This window comes from Foetidibacter luteolus (assembly GCF_009650435.1).
GTDB classification, from domain to species: domain Bacteria; phylum Bacteroidota; class Bacteroidia; order Chitinophagales; family Chitinophagaceae; genus Foetidibacter; species Foetidibacter luteolus.
Window position 1 is genome coordinate 215,212 of sequence record NZ_VVIP01000003.1, and the last position, 19,377, is coordinate 234,588.

The following is a 19,377-nucleotide window of genomic DNA, read 5'->3' on the forward strand; positions in this document are numbered from 1 at the left end:
AAGCGTTGCCTGCAAAACGTGGCATTGTTTAATCGTTAATTTTGCAGCCGCATGAAAAATTTAAAGCTACCAAGATACATACGCTGGATTGGTTATAATGCAGTTATTTTTTTGTTATTGATGACGTTGTTACGGTTTTGCATTTTGCTGGCATTTAAAGCACCTGAGCTGGCAAAATCTACCCTTGCTGATGCTTTTATACTTGGTGTGCGGTTTGACCTGCGGGTGGTATGCGTAGCATCGCTGGTGTTTTTTGTGCTGGGCTGCATACCGCCATTGCACCCATTGGACAAAAAATGGGGCAAACGCATAAGCTTTTGGATATGGGGGGTGTTTATTACCTGGTTTTCACTGTTTTACATTATAGATTTTGCCAATTATGCCTACCTGTCGCAAAGGTTAACGGCCGTGCTTATAAATTATGTGTACGATGCAAAAATATCTGCCGGCATGGTTTGGCAAACCTACCATGTGGGCTGGATATTGCTGGGGCTTGTGGTGGTGGTGATAGCGTTAATGGCGTTGGTACGTATGTCGTACAACCGGGTGTTGAGTACGCCAAAGCCACCTTCCAGGGGGGCACGCATTATTTGGTCGGTGGTGTTTTTCCTGTTGCTGGGCCTGGGTATTTTCGGCAGGCCGGCGCAGTTTCCTTTGCGTTGGAGCGATGCCTATGCTTTGGGTAACGACTATGCGGCCAACCTGGCATTAAACCCTTTCCAGTCATTCTTTAGCACACTGGGGTTTGAGCGTTCCGGCTACGATGTGGAGAAGGTAAAAACGGCTTATCCTTTTATGTCGCAGTACCTGCAGGTGCAAAAGCCGGATATCAACAGTTTTAATTTTGAGCGGGTTTTTAATACAAAAGACAGTGTTGGCGCTGTTAAGCCCAATGTGGTGCTGGTGCTTTGCGAGTCGTTCAGCGCCTATAAAAGCTCTGTTGCCGGTAACCCCTTAAATACAACACCCTATTTTACCAAACTTGCAGAGCAGGGTATTTTGTTCAACCGCTGCTTTTCGCCGGCTTACGGTACAGCCAGGGGCGTATGGGCAACCATTACCGGCATGCCCGATGTGGAGTTGCTGAATACTGCCAGCCGCAACCCCAATGCGGTTGACCAGCATACGATTATCAATGATTTTAATGGCTACGAAAAGTTTTACTTTATAGGCGGCAGTGCAAGCTGGGCCAATATACGCGGCCTGCTTACCAACAATATTGCCGGGCTGCACCTGTACGAGCAGGAAGATTATGATGCCCCAAAAATTGATGTATGGGGAGTGAGCGATAAAAACATGCTGTTATCCGCCAATAAGGTACTGGCGCAACAGCAAAAGCCGTTCTTCGCAGTTTTACAAACCGCGGATAACCACCGCCCCTATACCATTCCCGAAGAAGACAGGCAGGAGTTTAAAACATTGGATGTACCCTTTGACTCCCTTAAAAAATACGGCTTCCAAAACCTGCCGGAGTTCAATGCTTTCCGCTATACAGATTTCTGTTTCGAGAAGTTTATGGAAGCTGCTAAAAAAGAAAAATATTTCAGCAACACCATTTTTGTTTTCATCGGCGATCATGGCATAAGGGGAGATGCCAGCGGCATTTTGCCCAATGTGTTTACCGAACAGGGGCTAACAGCCCAGCACGTGCCCTTGCTGGTATATGCGCCTGCATTTGTTAAGCCGGCGGTAATAAGCCACCCCGCTTCTCAGTTGGATGTGCTGCCAACCATTGCCGGTCTCTGCAATATTCCTTACCGTAATACCGCCCTTGGCCGCGACCTGCTGCACGACCCGCAGGTGCTTGCCGACTCTGGTCGCCAAAACAGCGTGTTTATATTTGATGTGGATGCACGTAAAATTGGCATTATCCGCAACAATCTTTTCTATAATTACGGCCTGCTAAAAGGTGGCACCGAGCAAATAAGCAGCCTTAACAGCAACGAAAAGGTTGAACTCACAGATTCTCTTCGCAGAGAATACCGCGGCATAACAGACGCGTTTTACGAAACCTCCCGTTACCTGATGTTCCATAATAAGAAAACCAGGTAGATCGTACATCCCACACCTAACACCTTACATTTTCTTTACATCTTACCTCCCACATTAAAACATCTAACTTTTTATTCATATCGTACACCCCACATCAAACATCTAACATAAGTAAGTACTTCGTACTTCACACTTGGGGGGTGCCCCCAAGCTGCGCAAGGGGTCGGGCTTTCCGCTATTACTCCGCCACACGCCCGGGCTGCGAAGGCTTCAGCGGGGTAGCCGCTGCAATCCCTCACCCGGTGGGGAACAGGCTGCTTTTTTAGGCAATACTCTATGCGCTGGCAAACAGGTAAAAGCCCTTCGTGCCGGTTAAACAGGCCGGCAACTTTAATAGTATATTAAAAAAACGGTCATTGCTTTTACTGTAGTGTTGCATTGGTATTATTGCACTAAAATCCAATACCTCAAAATCTTTATGAAAACTATTGTACCTGTTTTTGTCGCCCTGCTGCTATTATCCTTTGTTCAATCTCAAGCACAAAAAAGAGTTTTTAGCTACGATTTTGAATTCGAGAAAAGCTTTTTGGAGAAAAGTGATTATGATGCTTACTTCCTTGATGGAAAGAACAGCGAAAATTTTGCCTTCATTCTTAAAGACAATAAAAAAGCTGATTATGTATTGGTAGATAAGGGGTTTAAATTAACCTCAAAGTTTACGGTTCCTATAGATAAGACTGTATTTGAACTTTCCGGGGAAACTTACCTGGGCGGAACAACACAAAACAATGTATTTAACTATGTTTATAAAGTAGAAAAAAAGAGAACTTTTGCCAAAGACAAAATCTATTACCAGCTTGAAACGGTGGATTTTAACAGCAAAACAGTAACTAACAAACTACTGTTTGAAATACCGGGCGAAGAAACAGGCCTTGTTTCGTTTAGCGATTACAACAGGTATTTTACGATTACTGTTAACGATAAAACAAACGAGCTGATTATTTATATGATGGATGGCGCCGGGGAACCCGTTAGAAAAGCGGTGCCATTTAAGATTCCTGAAGGAAAAGGCAGAAAGAAGAACGAATTGTCTGAATATCTGAAAGACCTTAAACTTGTGAAAGACAGGGAAGAAGCAGGGTTGGATGTTACGGTTAAGAGTGCCAAAGTATTCACTTCAAAAGATCATTTAACCTTCCTGGTTAATGATGGCGATGACCCTACTCATTTGTTTGATATTGACCTTGGTACCTTATCCCCTAAAGAATTTTTTATAGACCACGACCCCCTTTTTCCCGGGGAGGAAAAGGGAAAAAGTTATGTTAGCTCTTACCTGGCAGATGGTAAAGTATTTGCCCTCGTACTAAATAAAAAGAACATCAGGATTGCTGTTTATGATGCAGCCGCCGGAAGCATGCTGAAAGTGCATGAAATAAATGATAATGACGATTTGGGCATGTTTGCCTTTCCGCCTGTATATGAGGAAAGAATGGGAAAGCACATTCGCGGAAAGGAGTATGAAAGTTTGAAAAAGTTTGTGCGTGTGATGACAAGGGGAACAGAGGGGTTGAGTGTTAGTAAGAATAAAGCCGGGCAGTATGTGGTAACCGCAGGCACTTATGACCCGATTGACTTGAATTCATTGGGGGTTAGTGCTGGCTCCGGAGTTGGTCATTGGGAAAGAGTTTCCCATTTCAGTCCAATAAGCCCAACCAAGACGGTTCAAATTTTAGTTTATCGTCCGGGTTCTCCGGGTTTTGTCAGAACATCCGCGAGGTTCTACAAAAGCTCCTATTTTAAATTAGTGCTGGACCCAAAAACATTGAAAACCGCTAACGGAAAAGCTACAGTTACAGCACCTGAACAGATAAAAGAATACCTGGATAACGCCGACAAAAAAACAAAAGCCACTAATCAGTTTTCATTAGGGGATAACCAATATTATGGCTATTACAACAGGGATTTACTCGCTTACACTATTGAGCAAATAACCATAAGAAAATAACCGCTATTTCGTGTTCAACTAAATGCCCGCTCAATGCAGCGGGCATTTTTAATTGCGGCAAAACAGTTGATTAATTATCTTACCTGAAATTTACTGCTATGAAAATCTGCTTGTTCTTATTACTGGCTGGCTTGTCGCTTAATGCCTTTGCACAGAAACACAACAATATTTACTTATACCCTCTTCCCTCACCACCGGCAAAGAACAAACAGTTCAGTGCACAAACAGACTCCATGCGGGCATACAAACGCAAAATGCAAGAGCTGTACAGAACCTACTACCCGGATACTGCCTATAAGAAAAACGAAATGCCCAACGCTTTTACTGCCAGGCAACGCCGATACCTGACACCCGTTTACAGGTACAATAATGGCAAGGGGCTAGATGTTTATGAATCTCCACTGGATAATATGCCCGTAGTTAAGCCGGATTCAACTTTTTATTCTCCCATGCCTGCCGGTAGGTATAAAATAATTGTACAACAGCCCAACCGCGGCGGTAATAAATAATTATCCTGCAACAGGGTAATTAAATTTTCAGGTTGTTTTCCGTTCCGGCCTTGTAGTATGTCCTGAAGTATTCATCCGCTGAAAAGCGGCCACTGCCTTCTACAAAAAAAACAATCAACAGTACCAGCATAATAATAGACAGTGCCAGCTCTGAAGAACTGTTAATCGTAAGGTTGGGCAGGTTTACGAAAAATACAGCGCCTACCAAAATAGGAATTTGAACAAGCGTCATAAGCCTTGTTAGAAGCCCCGTTAAAATAAACAGGCCCCCAATAAGATGTGTCCATGCAATAAGGTCTGCAAAAACCGGGTTGAAACTACTTGATAGCCTGCTGCTGGCCAGTATGGCTTCCAGCCTGGAACTGTCACTGATAAAAGCTATTCCTTTAATAAATAACATAGCGCCTAAGGCAACCCGTAGCACTACCAGCCAGGATGGCTGGTTTAAGGAAGAAGTGTGGCGGAGACGTGATGCAATACCCATAAAAAAAGTTTTGTGATGAAAAAATAATTCAACCCACATGCTTTTTTTATATCCCGTTATATGATGTTAGCCCGCTGCAATAAAGAACTTATCTGCGTTTATAAAGGTACGGCCTATTAAAGGCTTTTGGTTGCCTGCCGGTTAAATTGTCTTGTTATTCTTTTATCTTGTTGCCCCACCAGTTTTCCCTGAAGTTGGCAACCTTGCTGTCTATCTCTTTGCCCTCGCTTTCAAAAGTAGCAATGGAAAAAAACGGCGATTGGCCTAATACCAGCTTCACGGTTTTGGTATCACCGTTGTGTTTGTAACTCAATGTTATCTCTTTGCCTGGCTGGTAGGCGGCAATGGCAGCACTCAGTTCATCAGGCGTGGCAATGCTTTTGCCCTCTATGCTGATAATTTCATCACCAACGTCCAGTCCGCCGTTATACAATGGCGTGTTCTTTACAGTGGGGCCGGCTATCTTCAACCCGTCAGTAAATTTTGCATTGCCCAGCCATGCTTTACCGGCGTTGACATTTTTTAAAACAAACCCGGCTTTGGCCAATGCAGCAGCATAGTCAAAAGATTCATGCCCGTATATATACCGGTTGAAAAAGCCGGCGGCAAAAGCCGCACTGCCGGTTAATTCGGTAAGCGCTTTTTGCACGTCTGCAACGGTGTAAGGTTTTTCCGGCTTGCCGTGTTTTTTCCAGAGTAACCGCATAAAATCATCCAGGCTGCTATTGAAACTGTCACGCAGGGTAAGGTCCAGTGCCAGCGCTATGGCAGCGCCATAGGGATAATAGGAAGAAAAATGATTAGGATAATTCGTCTTGTCAACCGCCACACCGGCATCCACAAATACGGCATTGCGGCTGTTATCAACAGGCGAATACTCTTTGCCGCCAGGTACGGCCTCTTTCGCGTTAATGTAACGGCTTACAGCGCCAAACCACGCTTCGTTGCTGTAGTAACCGCAACGCTTCATCAGCAGGTCTCCGTAGTATTGCGTAAAGCCTTCCGCTAACCAGAGTTCGCTGCTCATATTGCTCTTTTCAAAATTAAACGGCTCCAGGCTTTTGGGCCTGATGCGTTCTACATTCCAGCAATGGAAAAATTCGTGGGAGAAAGCTTCCAGTTCATCATTGCTGCCATTAAAAACTTCCGGAAGGGTTATCATGGTGCTGTTGCGGTGTTCCATGCCATCGCCATACACATAGGGGTTAATGCTTACGAGGAAGGTATAAGTGCCATAATCATAAACCGGCGTTTCGCCGTACACCGCCTGCGCCTGTCGTGTGATGTTTTTTATCTTGACGGCAAAATCTTTTGCCTGCTCTTCCGTAGCTGCCGCATCAAGTGCCAGCCGGATACTGTATGGTTTGCCATCAGGGTTTTGTAACTGCCATTGCTGGTATTTCAGTTTACCGATTTTAACCGGGCTGTCCATAAGGTATTGCATGCCGGGAGCGGTAAACAGGTTAGGCCGGGCAGCAGGCTTTAGCTGTGTGGCGATGGTCCAGTTCTTACTTTCCGGCAGGCTAAAATTAACTTCAATCAGCGAACTGTCTTTTTCCATGCCTTTCATCCATAAAAGTGTAGCGGGCATATTCAGGTGTGCCCCCGTTTCGTCAACACTTGCATAAGTGCCATCGGCGTAGTAACCAAACAAAGTATAGCGCACTTTAATAAAACCGCTGTGCCGGGCCACTTCGTACACATCCGCGTCTGTCCGGGTTATTTCCAGTTGTTTACCTGCTTTATCCCATGCGGTGAGGGCGTAAATATTTTTACCAAACTCATGGGTGGCATAACGGCCGGGAGAAGAACGGCTCATACGAAAAATAGCGGGGCCAGCCTTTGCATTTTTAACGGTAAGCGATATCTCTGCCTCATGGTGCACGGCATTGGGAAACGAAATATCGTAACGTATATTTTGAGCGGTAACAAACCCAACAATAAGGTTGGTTAGCAGGTAAACAGTCAGGCTTTTCATCAACTTAGGTAATTAAAGGGGCAAAATAAAGCATAATGCATTAGCGGGTCGCAAAGTACCAGGTACCTTTTTTGTAAAAGGGCAAATGTGGGATGTACCATTTAAAAATGCTTTGAAGTGCGGTGTACGTGCATGTGCCCGCATGTGAGCGGTTGCTTACAGAACAAGAGAGCCCTGCATAAAGTACCGGGTACCTGTAGCCCGTACTTAGATAAACCTGCCTGCTAAAAACAACCTGATGCACCCCGCGCCAGGGATTGAAGCACAACAGTCGTTAAAGCAACATTCAGTTGCTTTAACGAGGTTGCGAACGAAGTTCTCCCCCGTGAGGCCATTGCAGCCGGACTTATGTGCCGGAGTAATAGCGGAAAGCCCGTTGCTTTAGCAGGCGCCCAAACCCTGCTCTTAACTTTTGTCTCAAAATATATTGCTTTGGACGCAACTCACCCCACCCTTGTCTCAGGAAAGCCGCTCATCAAAAAAAATCAAACAAACGTTTGATTAATTGAGGTTTTTACTTTTACCTTTGCGCTTTCTAAATGGTAACCTGGTATAAACAAAACCCACTCCTCTTTGTAAAACAGTAAAAATTGCCTGCCACCTTGCAAATTAACTTTTGCAGTTATAACTTATTGTTTGTACAGTTTTGAAAGACTATATATTGTTTATGAATAAACGTTTCTATATAATCGCTGCCATGGCGGCGGCATTTGTAACCCCGGCATTCTCCCAGCAGCAGGACTCGCTGTTGCAGAACGCTACGCTGGAAAATGTAGTGCAGTATGCGCTAACGCACCAGCCCACCGTGCAGCAATCGCTGATAGATGAACAGATAACCGAAAGACAGATCAAGGGAAAACTGGCGGACTGGTTTCCCCAGCTTAACCTTAACTACACCGTGCAGCACAACTTCCAGATACCGCAATCGGTAATTGGCGGCCAGGTAATACGGCTGGGCGTTGAAAATACCAGTACCGCCGCGCTGGGCCTTACCCAAACCATCTTTAACAGGGATGTATTGCTGGCCAGCCGCAGCGCCAAAGACGTTCGTGCACAAGCCCGGCAAAATACCAGCAGCAACAAGATCAACATCACGGTTGATGTAAGCAAGGCTTTTTACGATGTGCTGCTTACCCAGGAGCAAACACGTGTACTGGAAGGCGATATTGTTCGCCTGGAGCGCAGCCTTAAAGACGCCACCAACCAGTACAAAGCCGGCATTACCGATAAAACGGATTACAAAAGAGCTACTATTGCCCTTAACAACAGCAAGGCCCAAAAAAAGCAGAGCGAAGAGCTGTATAAAGCCCGCCTGGTGTACCTGAAAGGGTTAATGAACTATCCCGAAACGGGGCAACTTACCCTGGCGTACGACAGCGCAAGAATGGAGCAGGAAGCTTTTATAGACACCGTGCAGAATACCAACCTGCAAAACAGGATTGAATACCAGATGCTGCAAACCCAAAAACGCCTGCAGGAAGCCAATCTTAAATATGCCAAATGGAGCTTTTTACCTAACCTTTCTTTGTTTGGCAACTACAATTTCAGCTACCTCAACAACCAGTTCTCCAAGTTGTACAGCAATAACCTCCCCAACTCCAATGCGGGTTTAACACTGGCCTTTCCTATTTTCCAGGGCACCAAACGTGTGCAGGAAATACGGCAGGCGGAGCTGGAGCTGAAACGTGTGGACTACGACCTGATTGCGCTGAAGAACAACGTTAACTCAGAATACAGCGCCGCGCTGGCAACCTATAAGAGTAACCTGAACACTTTTTATGTGCTGAAAGAAAACCTGGACCTGGCGCAAGACGTGTACAATACCATCCAGTTGCAGTACAAATCAGGTGTAAAAACATACCTGGAAGTAATTAATGCAGAAACAGACCTGCGCACTGCCAGGATTAACTATACCAATGCGCTGTACAATGTGTTAAGTGCCAAGATTGATGTGCAGAAAGCATTGGGGCAATTTCAATATTAATATTCACTCATACTAAAACAACTCAGATATATGCAAAAGAATGTAAGTTGGTGGGCTTTAAGTTTAGCGGCTTTGTTGATGCTGGCCTCCTGCGGCGCCAAACAACAGCAGCAACAGCAAGGTCCGCCCCCCGCTGTATCTATTACCGCCGATACAGTAGAAAGCACCGACGCCGTATATTATGATGAATACCCCGGCACCGTTACTGCGCTTAACCAGATACAGCTTACCGCACAGGTAAGCGGCTATGTTACCGGCATTTATTTTAAAGACGGCGACAAAGTTACCAAGGGGCAGAAATTATACTCAATAGATGCACAGATATACAATGCCAATGTTGAGCAGGCCCAGGCTAACCTGCAGGTGCAGGAAACCAATTTGCTGAAGGCGCAAAAAGATGCAGACCGTTACCACGAGCTGGACAAAAACGACGCCATCGCCAAGCAGCAGGTTGATTATGCCGATGCTGCGCTGGAAGCTGCCAAAAAACAAGTGGCTGCCGCAAAAGCTACCGTTAACAGCGTTAGCGCCAATGTACAGTTTGCTACCATCAGGGCGCCGTTTACCGGCACCATTGGCATATCGCAGGTTAAGGTAGGAACGGCAGTTGTAGCCGGGCAAACATTGCTGAACACGGTTTCTACAGACAACCCCATGGCGGTTGACTTTACCGTTGACCAGAAGGAGATTTACCGCTTTACACAACTGCAGCAGAAAAAACAAGCTGCCAAAGACTCTACATTCACCATCGCTTTTGGCAATGATATTTACCCGCAAAGCGGCCAGCTAAGCCTGATTGACCGCGCCGTTGACCCACAGACAGGCACTATTAAAACAAGATTGGTTTTTCCTAACGACAAGGGCATGCTGAAAGCCGGTATGAACACCACCGTGCGTGTGCTGAACAATGCTTCTGAAAAAGCGGTGATTATACCTTACAAGGCTATTACCGAACAGCTCGGGGAATTTTTTGTGTATGTAGTAGGCGATAGCAGCAAGGTTAGCCAGCGTAAAGTGAAACTAAGCACACAAATAGGTACCAACGTAGTGATAAGTGATGGTTTAAGTGCCGGCGAAGTGATAGCGGTACAGGGTGTTCAGAACCTGCGTGAAGGCGCAGTGGTTTCTACGGCGCCACCGCAACAGCAGGGTGCTGCCGCTCCTAAAAAATAAAGAATGGCCCTTGATACCGGCGACAGTAGTAATAGAGGAATTGGTTATTTTATTTTGGCCTAAATGAATACCGCGATTTTTATGATACGGGCTGCGGTATTTCATGGTATCGCCTGTTGCGTCGCAATCCGTTCATCGTCCGGTTTTTCATGGCGGCTTTTCAGGCCCGGATAGGGAAGCCGGGCAATAAAACAGCATTGAACAATCGGAATGTGTTGCACATTGCTGAGTAAAGAATAAGGCGTACAAGAGAGTGACACAACGAAGCCTAATAGTAGTAATACAGCTAAGTACATAAAGTGAATAGGGAGTGGTGAGTAGTGAGTATAGGGAATCCATCCTACTCACCATTCACTACTCACCACTCACCATTGACCACAACAATACAGCAAGATGATAGCAGATACTTTTATAAAACGCCCCGTTACAGCAATAGTAATTTCTGTAGTGATTGTACTGGTGGGCATTATTGCATTGATAACATTGCCGGTTGCGCAATACCCGGATATTACGCCGCCTACAGTGTCTATAGCAGGCAACTTTACAGGCGCCGATGCGCAAACGGTGGAGCAGACCACCACAACCGCCATTGAAACGCAGGTAAACGGTACGCCTGGCATGACGTATATGCAAAGCAACAGTACCAGCAGCGGCCAGGCCAGTATTACCGTAAACTTTGAGGTGGGCACCAATATAGATATCGCCACCCTGGACGTGCAAAACCGTGTGAGCGTTGCCGAGCCTACCCTGCCCGATGCGGTAAAACGTTTGGGCCTTACCACCCGTAAACGTAACCCCAGCATCATGATGGCGCTGGCCTTGTACTCGCCCAACGGCACACACGATGCCACATTTTTGGGCAACTATGCCAATATATACCTGAAGGATGCCTTGCTGCGTGTAAAAGGCGTAGGTGATATTTTTACCCGTGCGGATGACTTCAGCATGCGTGTATGGCTTAACCCTGATAAGCTGGCGGCATTAAACCTTACCCCGGCAGACATTACCAGCTCCCTGGCAGAACAAAACCTGCAGGTGGCAGCCGGTACCATTGGCGGTAACCCGCAGAAAGATGTGCAGAGCTTTGAATACAGCGTGCTCACCAACAGCCGCATCAGCACGAAAGATCAGTTTGAAAATATTATTGTAAGAACAAGGCCCGCCGACGGAAGCATTGTGTACCTGAAAGATGTGGCAAGGGTTGAGCTGGGTAAGTTTGACTACGGCATTAACGCTTTTGTACAGGGCAAGCCCGCAGCCTTTATCCTGATGTACCAGGCCCCCGGCGCCAATGCGCTGGATACTTATAAAGGTATTAACGAAGCGCTGGGCAACCTGAAAAAAACATTCCCCAAAGATGTGGACTACCTGGTGCCGCTGGAAACAGCTACAGTGGTACAAACCTCTATTAACGAGGTGGTACATACCCTGGTGGAAGCATTGGTGCTGGTGGTATTGGTGGTGTTCCTGTTTCTGCAGAACTGGCGTGCCACATTAATACCTGTACTGGCAATACCGGTTTCGCTGATAGGAACATTTATCTTCTTTATACCGTTCGGGTTTACCATTAATACATTAACTCTGTTTGCATTTGTACTGGCCATTGGTATTGTGGTGGATGACGCCATTGTGGTGGTGGAAGCCGTACAGCATTACATAGACCATGAGAAGCTTTCGCCCAAAGAGGCTACCCAAAAGGCCATGAAAGATATTTCCGGCCCGGTAGTAGCCATCGCGTTAATATTGGCGGCGGTGTTTGTACCGGTAGGCTTTGTACCGGGTATTGTGGGCAGGTTATACCAGCAGTTTGCCATTACCATTGCGGTGTCGGTGGTCATATCGGCCTTTGTGGCGCTGTCTTTAACCCCGGCCCTGTGTAGCATTATGCTTAAGCCATCCAAACCGGAGGAAGCAAAGAAAAACATACTGGAAAAATTCTTTGCGGCATTTAACCGGTGGTTTGGCAACGTAACACATTCCTACACCAGGGGGGTAGGCAAATGGATACGCGGCACCCCTTACGTGCTGGTAATGATGGTTTGTTTATTCGTGGGCCTGTTCTTCCTGTTTCAGAAAAAGCCAACAGGTTTTATACCTACGGAAGATGAGGGCCGCCTGTATGTAACCTACGAAATGCCGGAAGGTACTTCTACCACCCGCAGCATAGCCATGCTGAAGGATATTATGGGCAGGGTACAAAGCATACCCGCCGTAGATGTGGTGGGTGGTTTGGCGGGCCTTAACATTATTACCTTCTCTAACAAGAGTAACTCGGGTACCATGTTTGTAAAGCTGAAACCATGGGATGAGCGCAAGAGCAAAGAAGAACAGATACAGGCTGTGGTGGGCGAAATAGCCAAACGTACAGGGGCTATTAAAGAAGCCCGTGTGTTGCCTATACAGCCGCCGGCCATTCCGGGGTTGGGCCAAACATCCGGCTTTACGTTTGAACTACAGCAGACCACCAGTACAGACAGTATCCAGCAGTTTGAAAAAGTGGCGCAGAAATTCCTGGGCGCCTTATACCAGCGGCCGGAAATAGGTGTGGCCTATACCTTTTTCTCCACCAAAACGCCGAGTTACCGCATAGATGTAGATAAGGAAAAAGCCAAAAAGCTGGGCATACTTGTTTCTGATGCGTACAGCACCATGAGCACCCTGCTGGGCAGCAGCTATGTAAACGACTTTAACCTTTACGGCAGAAACTTTCGTGTAATGGCCATGGCCGACAGTACTTACCGTACATCGCTCAACAGCCTAAACAGTTATTACGTACGTAACAGCCAGGGCAACATGATACCGCTTAACTCACTGGTAACCACCAAACTGGTGGAAAACCCGGCAGTTATTTCGCATTACAACATTTACCGTTCCATAGAAATAAACGGCTCTCCCAAGCCCGGCTTCAGCAGTGGCCAGGCCATTGAAGCCCTGCGGGAAGTAGCGGAGCAAACCCTGCCCGAAGGGTATGGTTACGAGTTCTCCGGCATGAGCCGTGAGGAAATAAAAGCAGGCAGCAGTACAGGGTTGATCTTTGGTATTTCTATCGTATTCGTATTCCTTTTCCTTGCCGCCCTGTACGAGAGCTGGAGCATACCTTTCTCGGTATTATTCGCGGTACCGGTGGGTGCGTTTGGATCAATCTTAACGCTTACCTTTTTACCCAACCTTACCAACAACGTGTACGCACAAATAGGTTTAATTACCCTCATTGGTTTGGCCGCCAAGAACGCCATCCTGATTGTAGAGTTTGCCAAAGAGCGTGTTGACAGAGGTATAGATATTGTGCATGCCACGCTGCAGGCGGTAAACCTGCGTTTGCGGCCAATTGTAATGACATCGCTGGCCTTTATCCTCGGCGTATTGCCGCTGGCTTTTGCAGAAGGCGCCGCCTCCGTATCCCGTCAAACCATCGGGTGGACTGTATTTGGCGGTATGCTGGCCGCAACATCGCTGGCCATATTTGTGGTGCCGGTATTGTTTGTGCTCATCACCAAAATAGCATACGGCAAAAAACTCAGCCGCCTGCAGGAACAATTAAAACAACAGGAGTCTATAGATAGATCCATCACCGATAGCAGAATGTAAGAAGGGTAGTTGTGTTCTTAAGATTAAAAAAAGGGTTCGCAGTTTTGCGGGCCCTTTTTATTGGAGCAGGAATTTTTATGGGCCCGGCAAAAGGATGTTTATCAGGCATCGTTGCGTCGCACTCTTCTGCGGTTGGATTCGCTACGCAGCTTTTTCCACCGTGTAGTCTTTGTTTCTGCCGCCTCCGGCGCCGGAGACTTTGCGGGAGTATTGCCACGGAGGCACGGAAAATAAGTGATTGCGTAAGTGGGTTAAAGCGAAAATCACCAGGGATGCTAGATTATATTGCCTCATCAAAAAGCATGATGGCAGTTAGTTGAATTTCTATCCTGTTTTTTCTTAGCATTGTGTAGAGCAGCGCACTATAAGCGCTGTAGCCACCATTATGATAAAGCGCATTTTCATAATTAGTTTCTTAGCAACCCTCTTATTTTCGTGTAACACCAACAACGAAAAAACTTCATACTCACAAACGCCAAGCTCCAATACATCTCTTACTTTGTTATCTGAACAAACCGGAATTGAAATTTTTGCAATAAAACTTTTGGAGAAAGAAACCAAAGCAAACCCTGAGCACTTGAAAACACATTTCTCTTGTTCCATGTTACCCGATGATCCTAATAGGGAGTTTCAAAATGTTCCAAATGGCAAAGTTGTCTTGTTACCTGGCATCTGTTTCAAGATTGATTCAAATCAGACCGGCTTGAACATCATACGTAAGCTCAGGCCCATAGTAGAACAAAAAGGATATAAACTCTTCCTTTGTGACGGCAATAACCTAAACGATAAAAACAGAATTGCAATTGTTCGATGTGATGATGAATTTACCCCTCTTGTTTTTATGCAAACAAATGGAATAAACTACGGCATTAACAATCACAAGCTCATTTTGCATCTTGACAGTCTAAACAAAATGTTAGACCTGAAATTGGTTGGAGCGGATTTTGACTGGTGTGAATTTGAAATTCGGAAAGAGCCAAAAGATTGGCGTCAACTTGCTCAAAGGCTTTACGAAATTTGTCCTGACATTGTTGAGCAAGGTACCGGTGACATTCAAACCTTGGAAGCTGAATTAAGAAATTCTAAAAGACTCTATTTTTGGTTCGACTAACTTGTTGGCGTACAATAGGCAGTTTAGTAGTTCACATAATCAACTTGGTTTGGTAATTAATTGCGTCGCAGATCGGTGCCGTCCGGCTTTTCCTTGGTAATAGGTTGTTTACTCATATCAGAGGGGGAGTAATAGCGATAAATTTACAGCAGGTAAAAAATTTGCTCAGTATGCATGAATCAAAAACTAAAAAGCAGGCAAAAAAATCTTCTAAAGCAGTTATTAGCGAAAAAGTGCAAGACTATGGTAACGATCCCTTTTTTGTAAAGAAAGCCAGGGAATCGAAACTATTTTTAGAAAAGCATGGTTTTCCGGCAGAGCTCCTGAAGAACAGGTAAAGATTAGCTGCACTTCTTTTATACTCAATACTTGTCGAGAACCTTGGAGCAATCCAGTTAAACCTCAAATTTTTCTTCGTGAACAAGCAATACTTATATGAACGAAAAAGAAAAAAGGATAATGAAAGATATTCTTGATAAACAGTACAAGGAAGTAAGTACTTCCAGGGATGCTGCCAGGAAGCTGTTGCTTGATCTGGGCCTGATTACGCCGGCCGGTAGGCTGAGCAAGTCTTTTAAGCCTATTAAAAAGAAATAACTACTGCCTTAAAAAAACTTCCATTACCCCCCGGCTCAAATCTTTGCAAATACGTAACCTAGCGTGAGTTTTGGATATTTTATAGTGGTATTCAGCTATATACAAAATCAAACAAGATCATTCATTTTAACTGCATCATCAAGTTTAGCATGCCCTGCCGCATGGAATTCTACTGCTGAAATCACAGTAGCACAAAAGCTTAATCAGGGCTAATGGAAGAAACGTGCTGTATATCGTTTCTTCCTTGACTTTTTTTGTTACTTTTTTGTGTCAAGACAAAAAAGTAAAGAGACAGTTATTCAGTATAGGTAAATGCCCACATCTAAAACTCAGTTTAATATCGCCGGGGAGTAGAAAGCTGAGCAAGTCTTTTAAACCTGCTAAAAAGAAATAACTACTGCCTTAAAATATTCCCATTAACCCCGGGTATAATGTTTGCGCATGCGTAACTAAAGCTAATACAGGTAATAATACACCCAAACACATACAACCTCCCCATCCACACCCACCATTCTTTTCTCCACACCACAGTTTACACGTAATCCTACACAGCATTGCTTTGGTAAGTGTACGGCAATTGCAGCGCATTGCCGGGAAGTGTAGTTTACACCTGCGCAAATGCCAAAATGTCCCTAAATCAGGCTTTCTCCGGGCTAAAGTTGTATTTCGCCACCCTAAAGTAGGCTTTCATGTGGCTAAAGCTGACAACGTAACAGCTATACTTCACTTCCGTGCGGCTAACCGGCTATTGCGCCGGACTAATAAGCAGTTGCATGCAGCTAAAAAAGGCTTTCCTGTTCCTAAAGTTGTATTGCGCAGGTGTAAAATGGTCTTCCGCTTATTAAAATATGCCTAAACGCCAGTTTATAACAGGTTAACAGTGTTTCTTTCTTACATCCGCAGTTTATTTTTGAGATAACAAACCCTGTTAGTCCGTATGCCTAAAGAGATATTAGCCCGCCAATACAGAATGCCGGATGCCGACCTTAAGCAACTGGCCGATGCGCTTGTTGCCAGCATCAACCGCGACATTACCTATTTTACCACCCGCCGTATTACCCCGGCGCAGGTACAAGAGATAAAGGAACAGATACAAAACTTTGACGCCACAACTACCGACGAGGAATACCTAGGCCTGCACATGGAGGCTACAGAACAAAAAGATGCTGTGGCCGGCAACCTGCGTAAAGCGCTGCGCACCATACGTAATATGGCCGAGGTGGCTTATAATGGTAAAGGCAAATATTTTGTTTTTGGGTTTGAAGGCATGGTGCACATGAATGATTACCATTTGTACCGCCTGGCCCGCCGCGTGGTGCGGGTGGGCGCCCGCCTGCAGGATGACCTGCGGCTACAGGGCCTGATGGATAACCAACTGCCGGCTATTGCCGCACTGGCCACCCAACTGGATGAAGCGATAGAACATATAGGCGATATAAGCGAGCAACGCCAGTTTGAAACGCTGGACCGTGTTACCAAAGGCAATGCGCTTTGGGCGGAAATGAACCGGCTGGCATCCATAGGCCGCAGCCTGTTTGAAGATACCAACCCGGCTTTGCATAATGATTACGTGCTGGTGGGTGGGTAGGGGGTGGGTTCTCTATCTATAAGTTTTTGGGGGTGTCCCTCGTACCTCGGGCCGGGCTTTCCGCTCATACTCCGGCACAAGAGCCTAAGCACAAGACCTTCACCGGGGTATCCGCTTCAATCCCTCACCCATAGGTGCAGCCTATTGCTACTTTTTGCAAACAGGTTTATTTAGTAATGCATATTCCTAGCTGAAATATTTCATCGCTACCTCACCCACCCATTTACCCATCTGCACCGGCACAGCGTTACCAATCAACCTGTATGAACTTCTTTTATCGGGGAATATAAAGTTATCTGGGAAGCCTTGCAACCTTGCATATTCTCTTATAGAAAAAGGGCGTAAGCCATATTTTGCTTTATCATCTTTTACAAGCCTAGTACCTAAGTCTTTTGAATAATGCGCCACGCAAGTAGGTGCTAATGCATTGGGTTGGTTTGGATCAACGACAATAGGTAAATCCCTGTACTTGCCTTTAATACGGCTGATTACATAATCGGGAATTTCTACGTCGGGATCTTTCTCAATAATATCTTTAAGCTTTACTTTATTATTTATGGGAGATGGGGCTTGAATGGTATAAGCCTTTTTAGTTCCTATTAGGATGAGTCTCTTTCTTTTTTGAGGCAACCAGTTAGCCGCATCAACAGGGCAAAACACATTAACGTAATAGTCTGGAAGTTTAGTCATAGCTTCCATTACTACTTTAAATTTCTTCATGCCCGGCACATTTTCCACAATATACATTTCAGGTTTTTCTATCGCTATGTGCCTAAAGAAATGGAGGAACAAATCGTCACCAGTTCGGGTGCCATGTATATCAGCTATCGGCGAATATTTTGTGCAAGGGTATGTGCCTACAATAATATCGGTTTGGGGTTGGTCGAGTACAGTTTTGTCTTTAATATCTGCGGTTAATACTGAATGGAAAAAGTAGTGTCTGTTAAGTTTCATGCAGGTCGTTGCCTCCATATCTAAGTCGAGAGATTGAATCATATTGATGCCAGCTTGCATTAAACCTATTTCCATGCCGCCGCATCCGGAAAAATATCCTTTGGCTGTGGGTACGTACATTTTTGGAATTTATTTGTTGAAGATTGTATCCATGTGATATTGGAGAAAAATTTTGTTTGGCAAATACTTTTGCGGCAAGATTAGTTTTAATCCAGATAAAGGCAAGAAAATAGATTTATAGTATGCTTCCTTACTTTTTACTGATAGCTTGTTAGCTATGATGATTTCAAATTTTTCATTGATGCCGATATAACCTTTATCATAAGCCCTGTCGTATAAAGCGGAAAGGCATACACCATTTTCTGGATTCAATCTTTCTGCTTCATTTTTGCTCCATGGAATAATGTGACTTGCAACTAGTAAATCTTGTATATCAATGCCGCTTATGGCACACTTTCCTGTATAGTTGGCAATTACTATTTGGCGAAAAACATTTTGATTAACCCGTGTTTTTATTTCACGAAGTTTATATTCACCTTTAAGATGTTCCGTTCCTCTTAGTGTTTCTGCATATTTAGTTTCTAAACTAAGTTTTTCTTTTTCAGCCAGTATTCTCTCGCTTTCAAAAATCAATTCTTCTCTATTATTATTGAATTCATTCCAAATAGGTTCAACTTGTTTTTTGCCTCCCGGCAATCCTCCAATTCCTCTTTGTTGATGAAAGGGATCAACGCTTGCAAAATTGTTCAATCGCATAGCGACAGATCCAGGAGTTCTACCAATAATTTGTGCCAAATGAATTATTTCAGGATTCCGAGAATGAAGTTTTCCAAAAGGCAGTTTTAAATATTGGGTAAGAGCAAGAATGAGTTCTTCTCTCGTCCAAAGTCTGTGTTTTTCTTTCATTTATTAGGAATATAAGGTTGAGAAAAAGCAGTAATACAAGCTAAATATAATAATCACTTTTGTATGGTTATATTTTTTGTTTAAGCCAACATATATAGAAAAGTAACACTGAACTACAGAGTGAATTAGTCCATAGATACATAGATGAACGGAATGCGACGAAAGGTATGGTGTCATGAAAATTTATTGCTCGTATTTAAATTATTTAATTTGGGTCAGTGCCGAAAGTAAAAAGTAGTTCTTAATTAAACTGCATGCTTTAAGTCACACGATTCAAAGCAAAAATGAAGAGTTTTTGCTGCCCTACATTTGCTTTTAAGTCACCTTTGCAAATGCAGGGAAGAATAGCACATTTTCCCACCTCTCCATATCTCCTTCTTCTTCATCTCTTGCTTCAGGATAATACTGGTTGGCTTCTTTTTTCCTTCTCCACAGTCTCCTGCAAGCGAATTTGCGATAGGGGTACACCAAATGCTCACTCAATACCGAATCTCCCTACCCGGGTCTA

General features: G+C 44.7%; 14 protein-coding genes. 10 read left to right on the top strand and 4 right to left on the bottom strand.

What is annotated here, in order from left to right:
• The first annotated feature begins 51 nt into the window (after positions 1–51).
• The 3 genes from F0364_RS00990 (at position 52) to F0364_RS01000 (ending at position 4,506) form a co-directional block, all read left to right on the top strand.
• Positions 52–2,052, top strand: coding sequence for an LTA synthase family protein (locus F0364_RS00990; RefSeq protein ID WP_153795873.1), 2,001 nt, complete (start codon positions 52–54; stop codon positions 2,050–2,052).
• A gap of 418 nt (positions 2,053–2,470) precedes the next feature.
• Positions 2,471–3,997, top strand: a complete 1,527-nt coding sequence (locus tag F0364_RS00995) for a hypothetical protein (protein WP_153795874.1) — start codon at positions 2,471–2,473, stop codon at positions 3,995–3,997.
• A gap of 98 nt (positions 3,998–4,095) precedes the next feature.
• Entirely contained in the window at positions 4,096–4,506 is a 411-nt protein-coding gene (locus F0364_RS01000; RefSeq protein ID WP_153795875.1) for a hypothetical protein, read from the top strand.
• A 19-nt stretch (positions 4,507–4,525) separates the two neighbouring features.
• On the opposite strand, the gene F0364_RS01005 is transcribed toward F0364_RS01000, so the two are convergent.
• Positions 4,526–4,990, bottom strand: coding sequence for a DoxX family protein (locus F0364_RS01005; RefSeq protein WP_207632449.1), 465 nt, complete (start codon positions 4,988–4,990; stop codon positions 4,526–4,528).
• Positions 4,991–5,144: 154 nt separating this feature from the next.
• Entirely contained in the window at positions 5,145–6,968 is a 1,824-nt protein-coding gene (locus F0364_RS01010; protein ID WP_153795877.1) for a M61 family metallopeptidase, read from the bottom strand.
• 667 nt (positions 6,969–7,635) lie between these two features.
• Between F0364_RS01010 and F0364_RS01015 the strand changes: the two genes are divergently transcribed.
• The 7 genes from F0364_RS01015 to F0364_RS01045 all read left to right on the top strand — a co-directional run bounded on the left by F0364_RS01015 (position 7,636) and on the right by F0364_RS01045 (position 17,009).
• Positions 7,636–8,952 (top strand): TolC family protein, encoded by a 1,317-nt coding sequence (locus F0364_RS01015; protein WP_153795878.1) that lies wholly within the window; start codon positions 7,636–7,638, stop codon positions 8,950–8,952.
• Between the two features lie 30 nt (positions 8,953–8,982).
• Complete coding sequence (locus F0364_RS01020; protein WP_153795879.1) at positions 8,983–10,125, top strand: efflux RND transporter periplasmic adaptor subunit; 1,143 nt, start codon at positions 8,983–8,985, stop codon at positions 10,123–10,125.
• Between the two features lie 393 nt (positions 10,126–10,518).
• Positions 10,519–13,713: an efflux RND transporter permease subunit gene (locus F0364_RS01025; RefSeq protein ID WP_153795880.1), complete on the top strand. Its 3,195-nt coding sequence runs from the start codon at positions 10,519–10,521 to the stop codon at positions 13,711–13,713.
• A 499-nt stretch (positions 13,714–14,212) separates the two neighbouring features.
• On the top strand, positions 14,213–14,824 hold the full coding sequence (locus F0364_RS01030) for a DUF4253 domain-containing protein (protein WP_207632450.1): 612 nt from the start codon (positions 14,213–14,215) through the stop codon (positions 14,822–14,824).
• Positions 14,825–14,994: 170 nt separating this feature from the next.
• A complete protein-coding gene (locus tag F0364_RS01035; protein ID WP_153795882.1) occupies positions 14,995–15,162 on the top strand; it encodes a hypothetical protein in 168 nt (55 codons plus the stop codon).
• Between the two features lie 97 nt (positions 15,163–15,259).
• Positions 15,260–15,421 (top strand): hypothetical protein, encoded by a 162-nt coding sequence (locus F0364_RS01040; RefSeq protein WP_153795883.1) that lies wholly within the window; start codon positions 15,260–15,262, stop codon positions 15,419–15,421.
• A 937-nt stretch (positions 15,422–16,358) separates the two neighbouring features.
• A complete protein-coding gene (locus F0364_RS01045) occupies positions 16,359–17,009 on the top strand; it encodes a hypothetical protein (protein WP_153795884.1) in 651 nt (216 codons plus the stop codon).
• Positions 17,010–17,195: 186 nt separating this feature from the next.
• On the opposite strand, the gene F0364_RS01050 is transcribed toward F0364_RS01045, so the two are convergent.
• Complete coding sequence (locus tag F0364_RS01050) at positions 17,196–18,083, bottom strand: DNA cytosine methyltransferase (protein ID WP_153795885.1); 888 nt, start codon at positions 18,081–18,083, stop codon at positions 17,196–17,198.
• A gap of 9 nt (positions 18,084–18,092) precedes the next feature.
• On the bottom strand, positions 18,093–18,869 hold the full coding sequence (locus F0364_RS01055) for an HNH endonuclease (protein WP_153795886.1): 777 nt from the start codon (positions 18,867–18,869) through the stop codon (positions 18,093–18,095).
• Positions 18,870–19,377 lie beyond the last annotated feature (508 nt).

Excerpts from the sequence above, each read along its gene's own strand:
- F0364_RS00990 (WP_153795873.1), top strand. The coding sequence starts at position 52 with ATGAAAAATTTAAAGCTACCAAGATACATACGCTGGATTGGTTATAAT.
- F0364_RS00995 (WP_153795874.1), top strand. The coding sequence starts at position 2,471 with ATGAAAACTATTGTACCTGTTTTTGTCGCCCTGCTGCTATTATCCTTT.
- F0364_RS01000 (WP_153795875.1), top strand. The coding sequence starts at position 4,096 with ATGAAAATCTGCTTGTTCTTATTACTGGCTGGCTTGTCGCTTAATGCC.
- F0364_RS01005 (WP_207632449.1), bottom strand. The coding sequence starts at position 4,990 with ATGGGTATTGCATCACGTCTCCGCCACACTTCTTCCTTAAACCAGCCA.
- F0364_RS01010 (WP_153795877.1), bottom strand. The coding sequence starts at position 6,968 with ATGAAAAGCCTGACTGTTTACCTGCTAACCAACCTTATTGTTGGGTTT.
- F0364_RS01015 (WP_153795878.1), top strand. The coding sequence starts at position 7,636 with ATGAATAAACGTTTCTATATAATCGCTGCCATGGCGGCGGCATTTGTA.
- F0364_RS01020 (WP_153795879.1), top strand. The coding sequence starts at position 8,983 with ATGCAAAAGAATGTAAGTTGGTGGGCTTTAAGTTTAGCGGCTTTGTTG.
- F0364_RS01025 (WP_153795880.1), top strand. The coding sequence starts at position 10,519 with ATGATAGCAGATACTTTTATAAAACGCCCCGTTACAGCAATAGTAATT.
- F0364_RS01035 (WP_153795882.1), top strand. The coding sequence starts at position 14,995 with ATGCATGAATCAAAAACTAAAAAGCAGGCAAAAAAATCTTCTAAAGCA.
- F0364_RS01040 (WP_153795883.1), top strand. The coding sequence starts at position 15,260 with ATGAACGAAAAAGAAAAAAGGATAATGAAAGATATTCTTGATAAACAG.
- F0364_RS01045 (WP_153795884.1), top strand. The coding sequence starts at position 16,359 with ATGCCTAAAGAGATATTAGCCCGCCAATACAGAATGCCGGATGCCGAC.
- F0364_RS01050 (WP_153795885.1), bottom strand. The coding sequence starts at position 18,083 with ATGTACGTACCCACAGCCAAAGGATATTTTTCCGGATGCGGCGGCATG.
- F0364_RS01055 (WP_153795886.1), bottom strand. The coding sequence starts at position 18,869 with ATGAAAGAAAAACACAGACTTTGGACGAGAGAAGAACTCATTCTTGCT.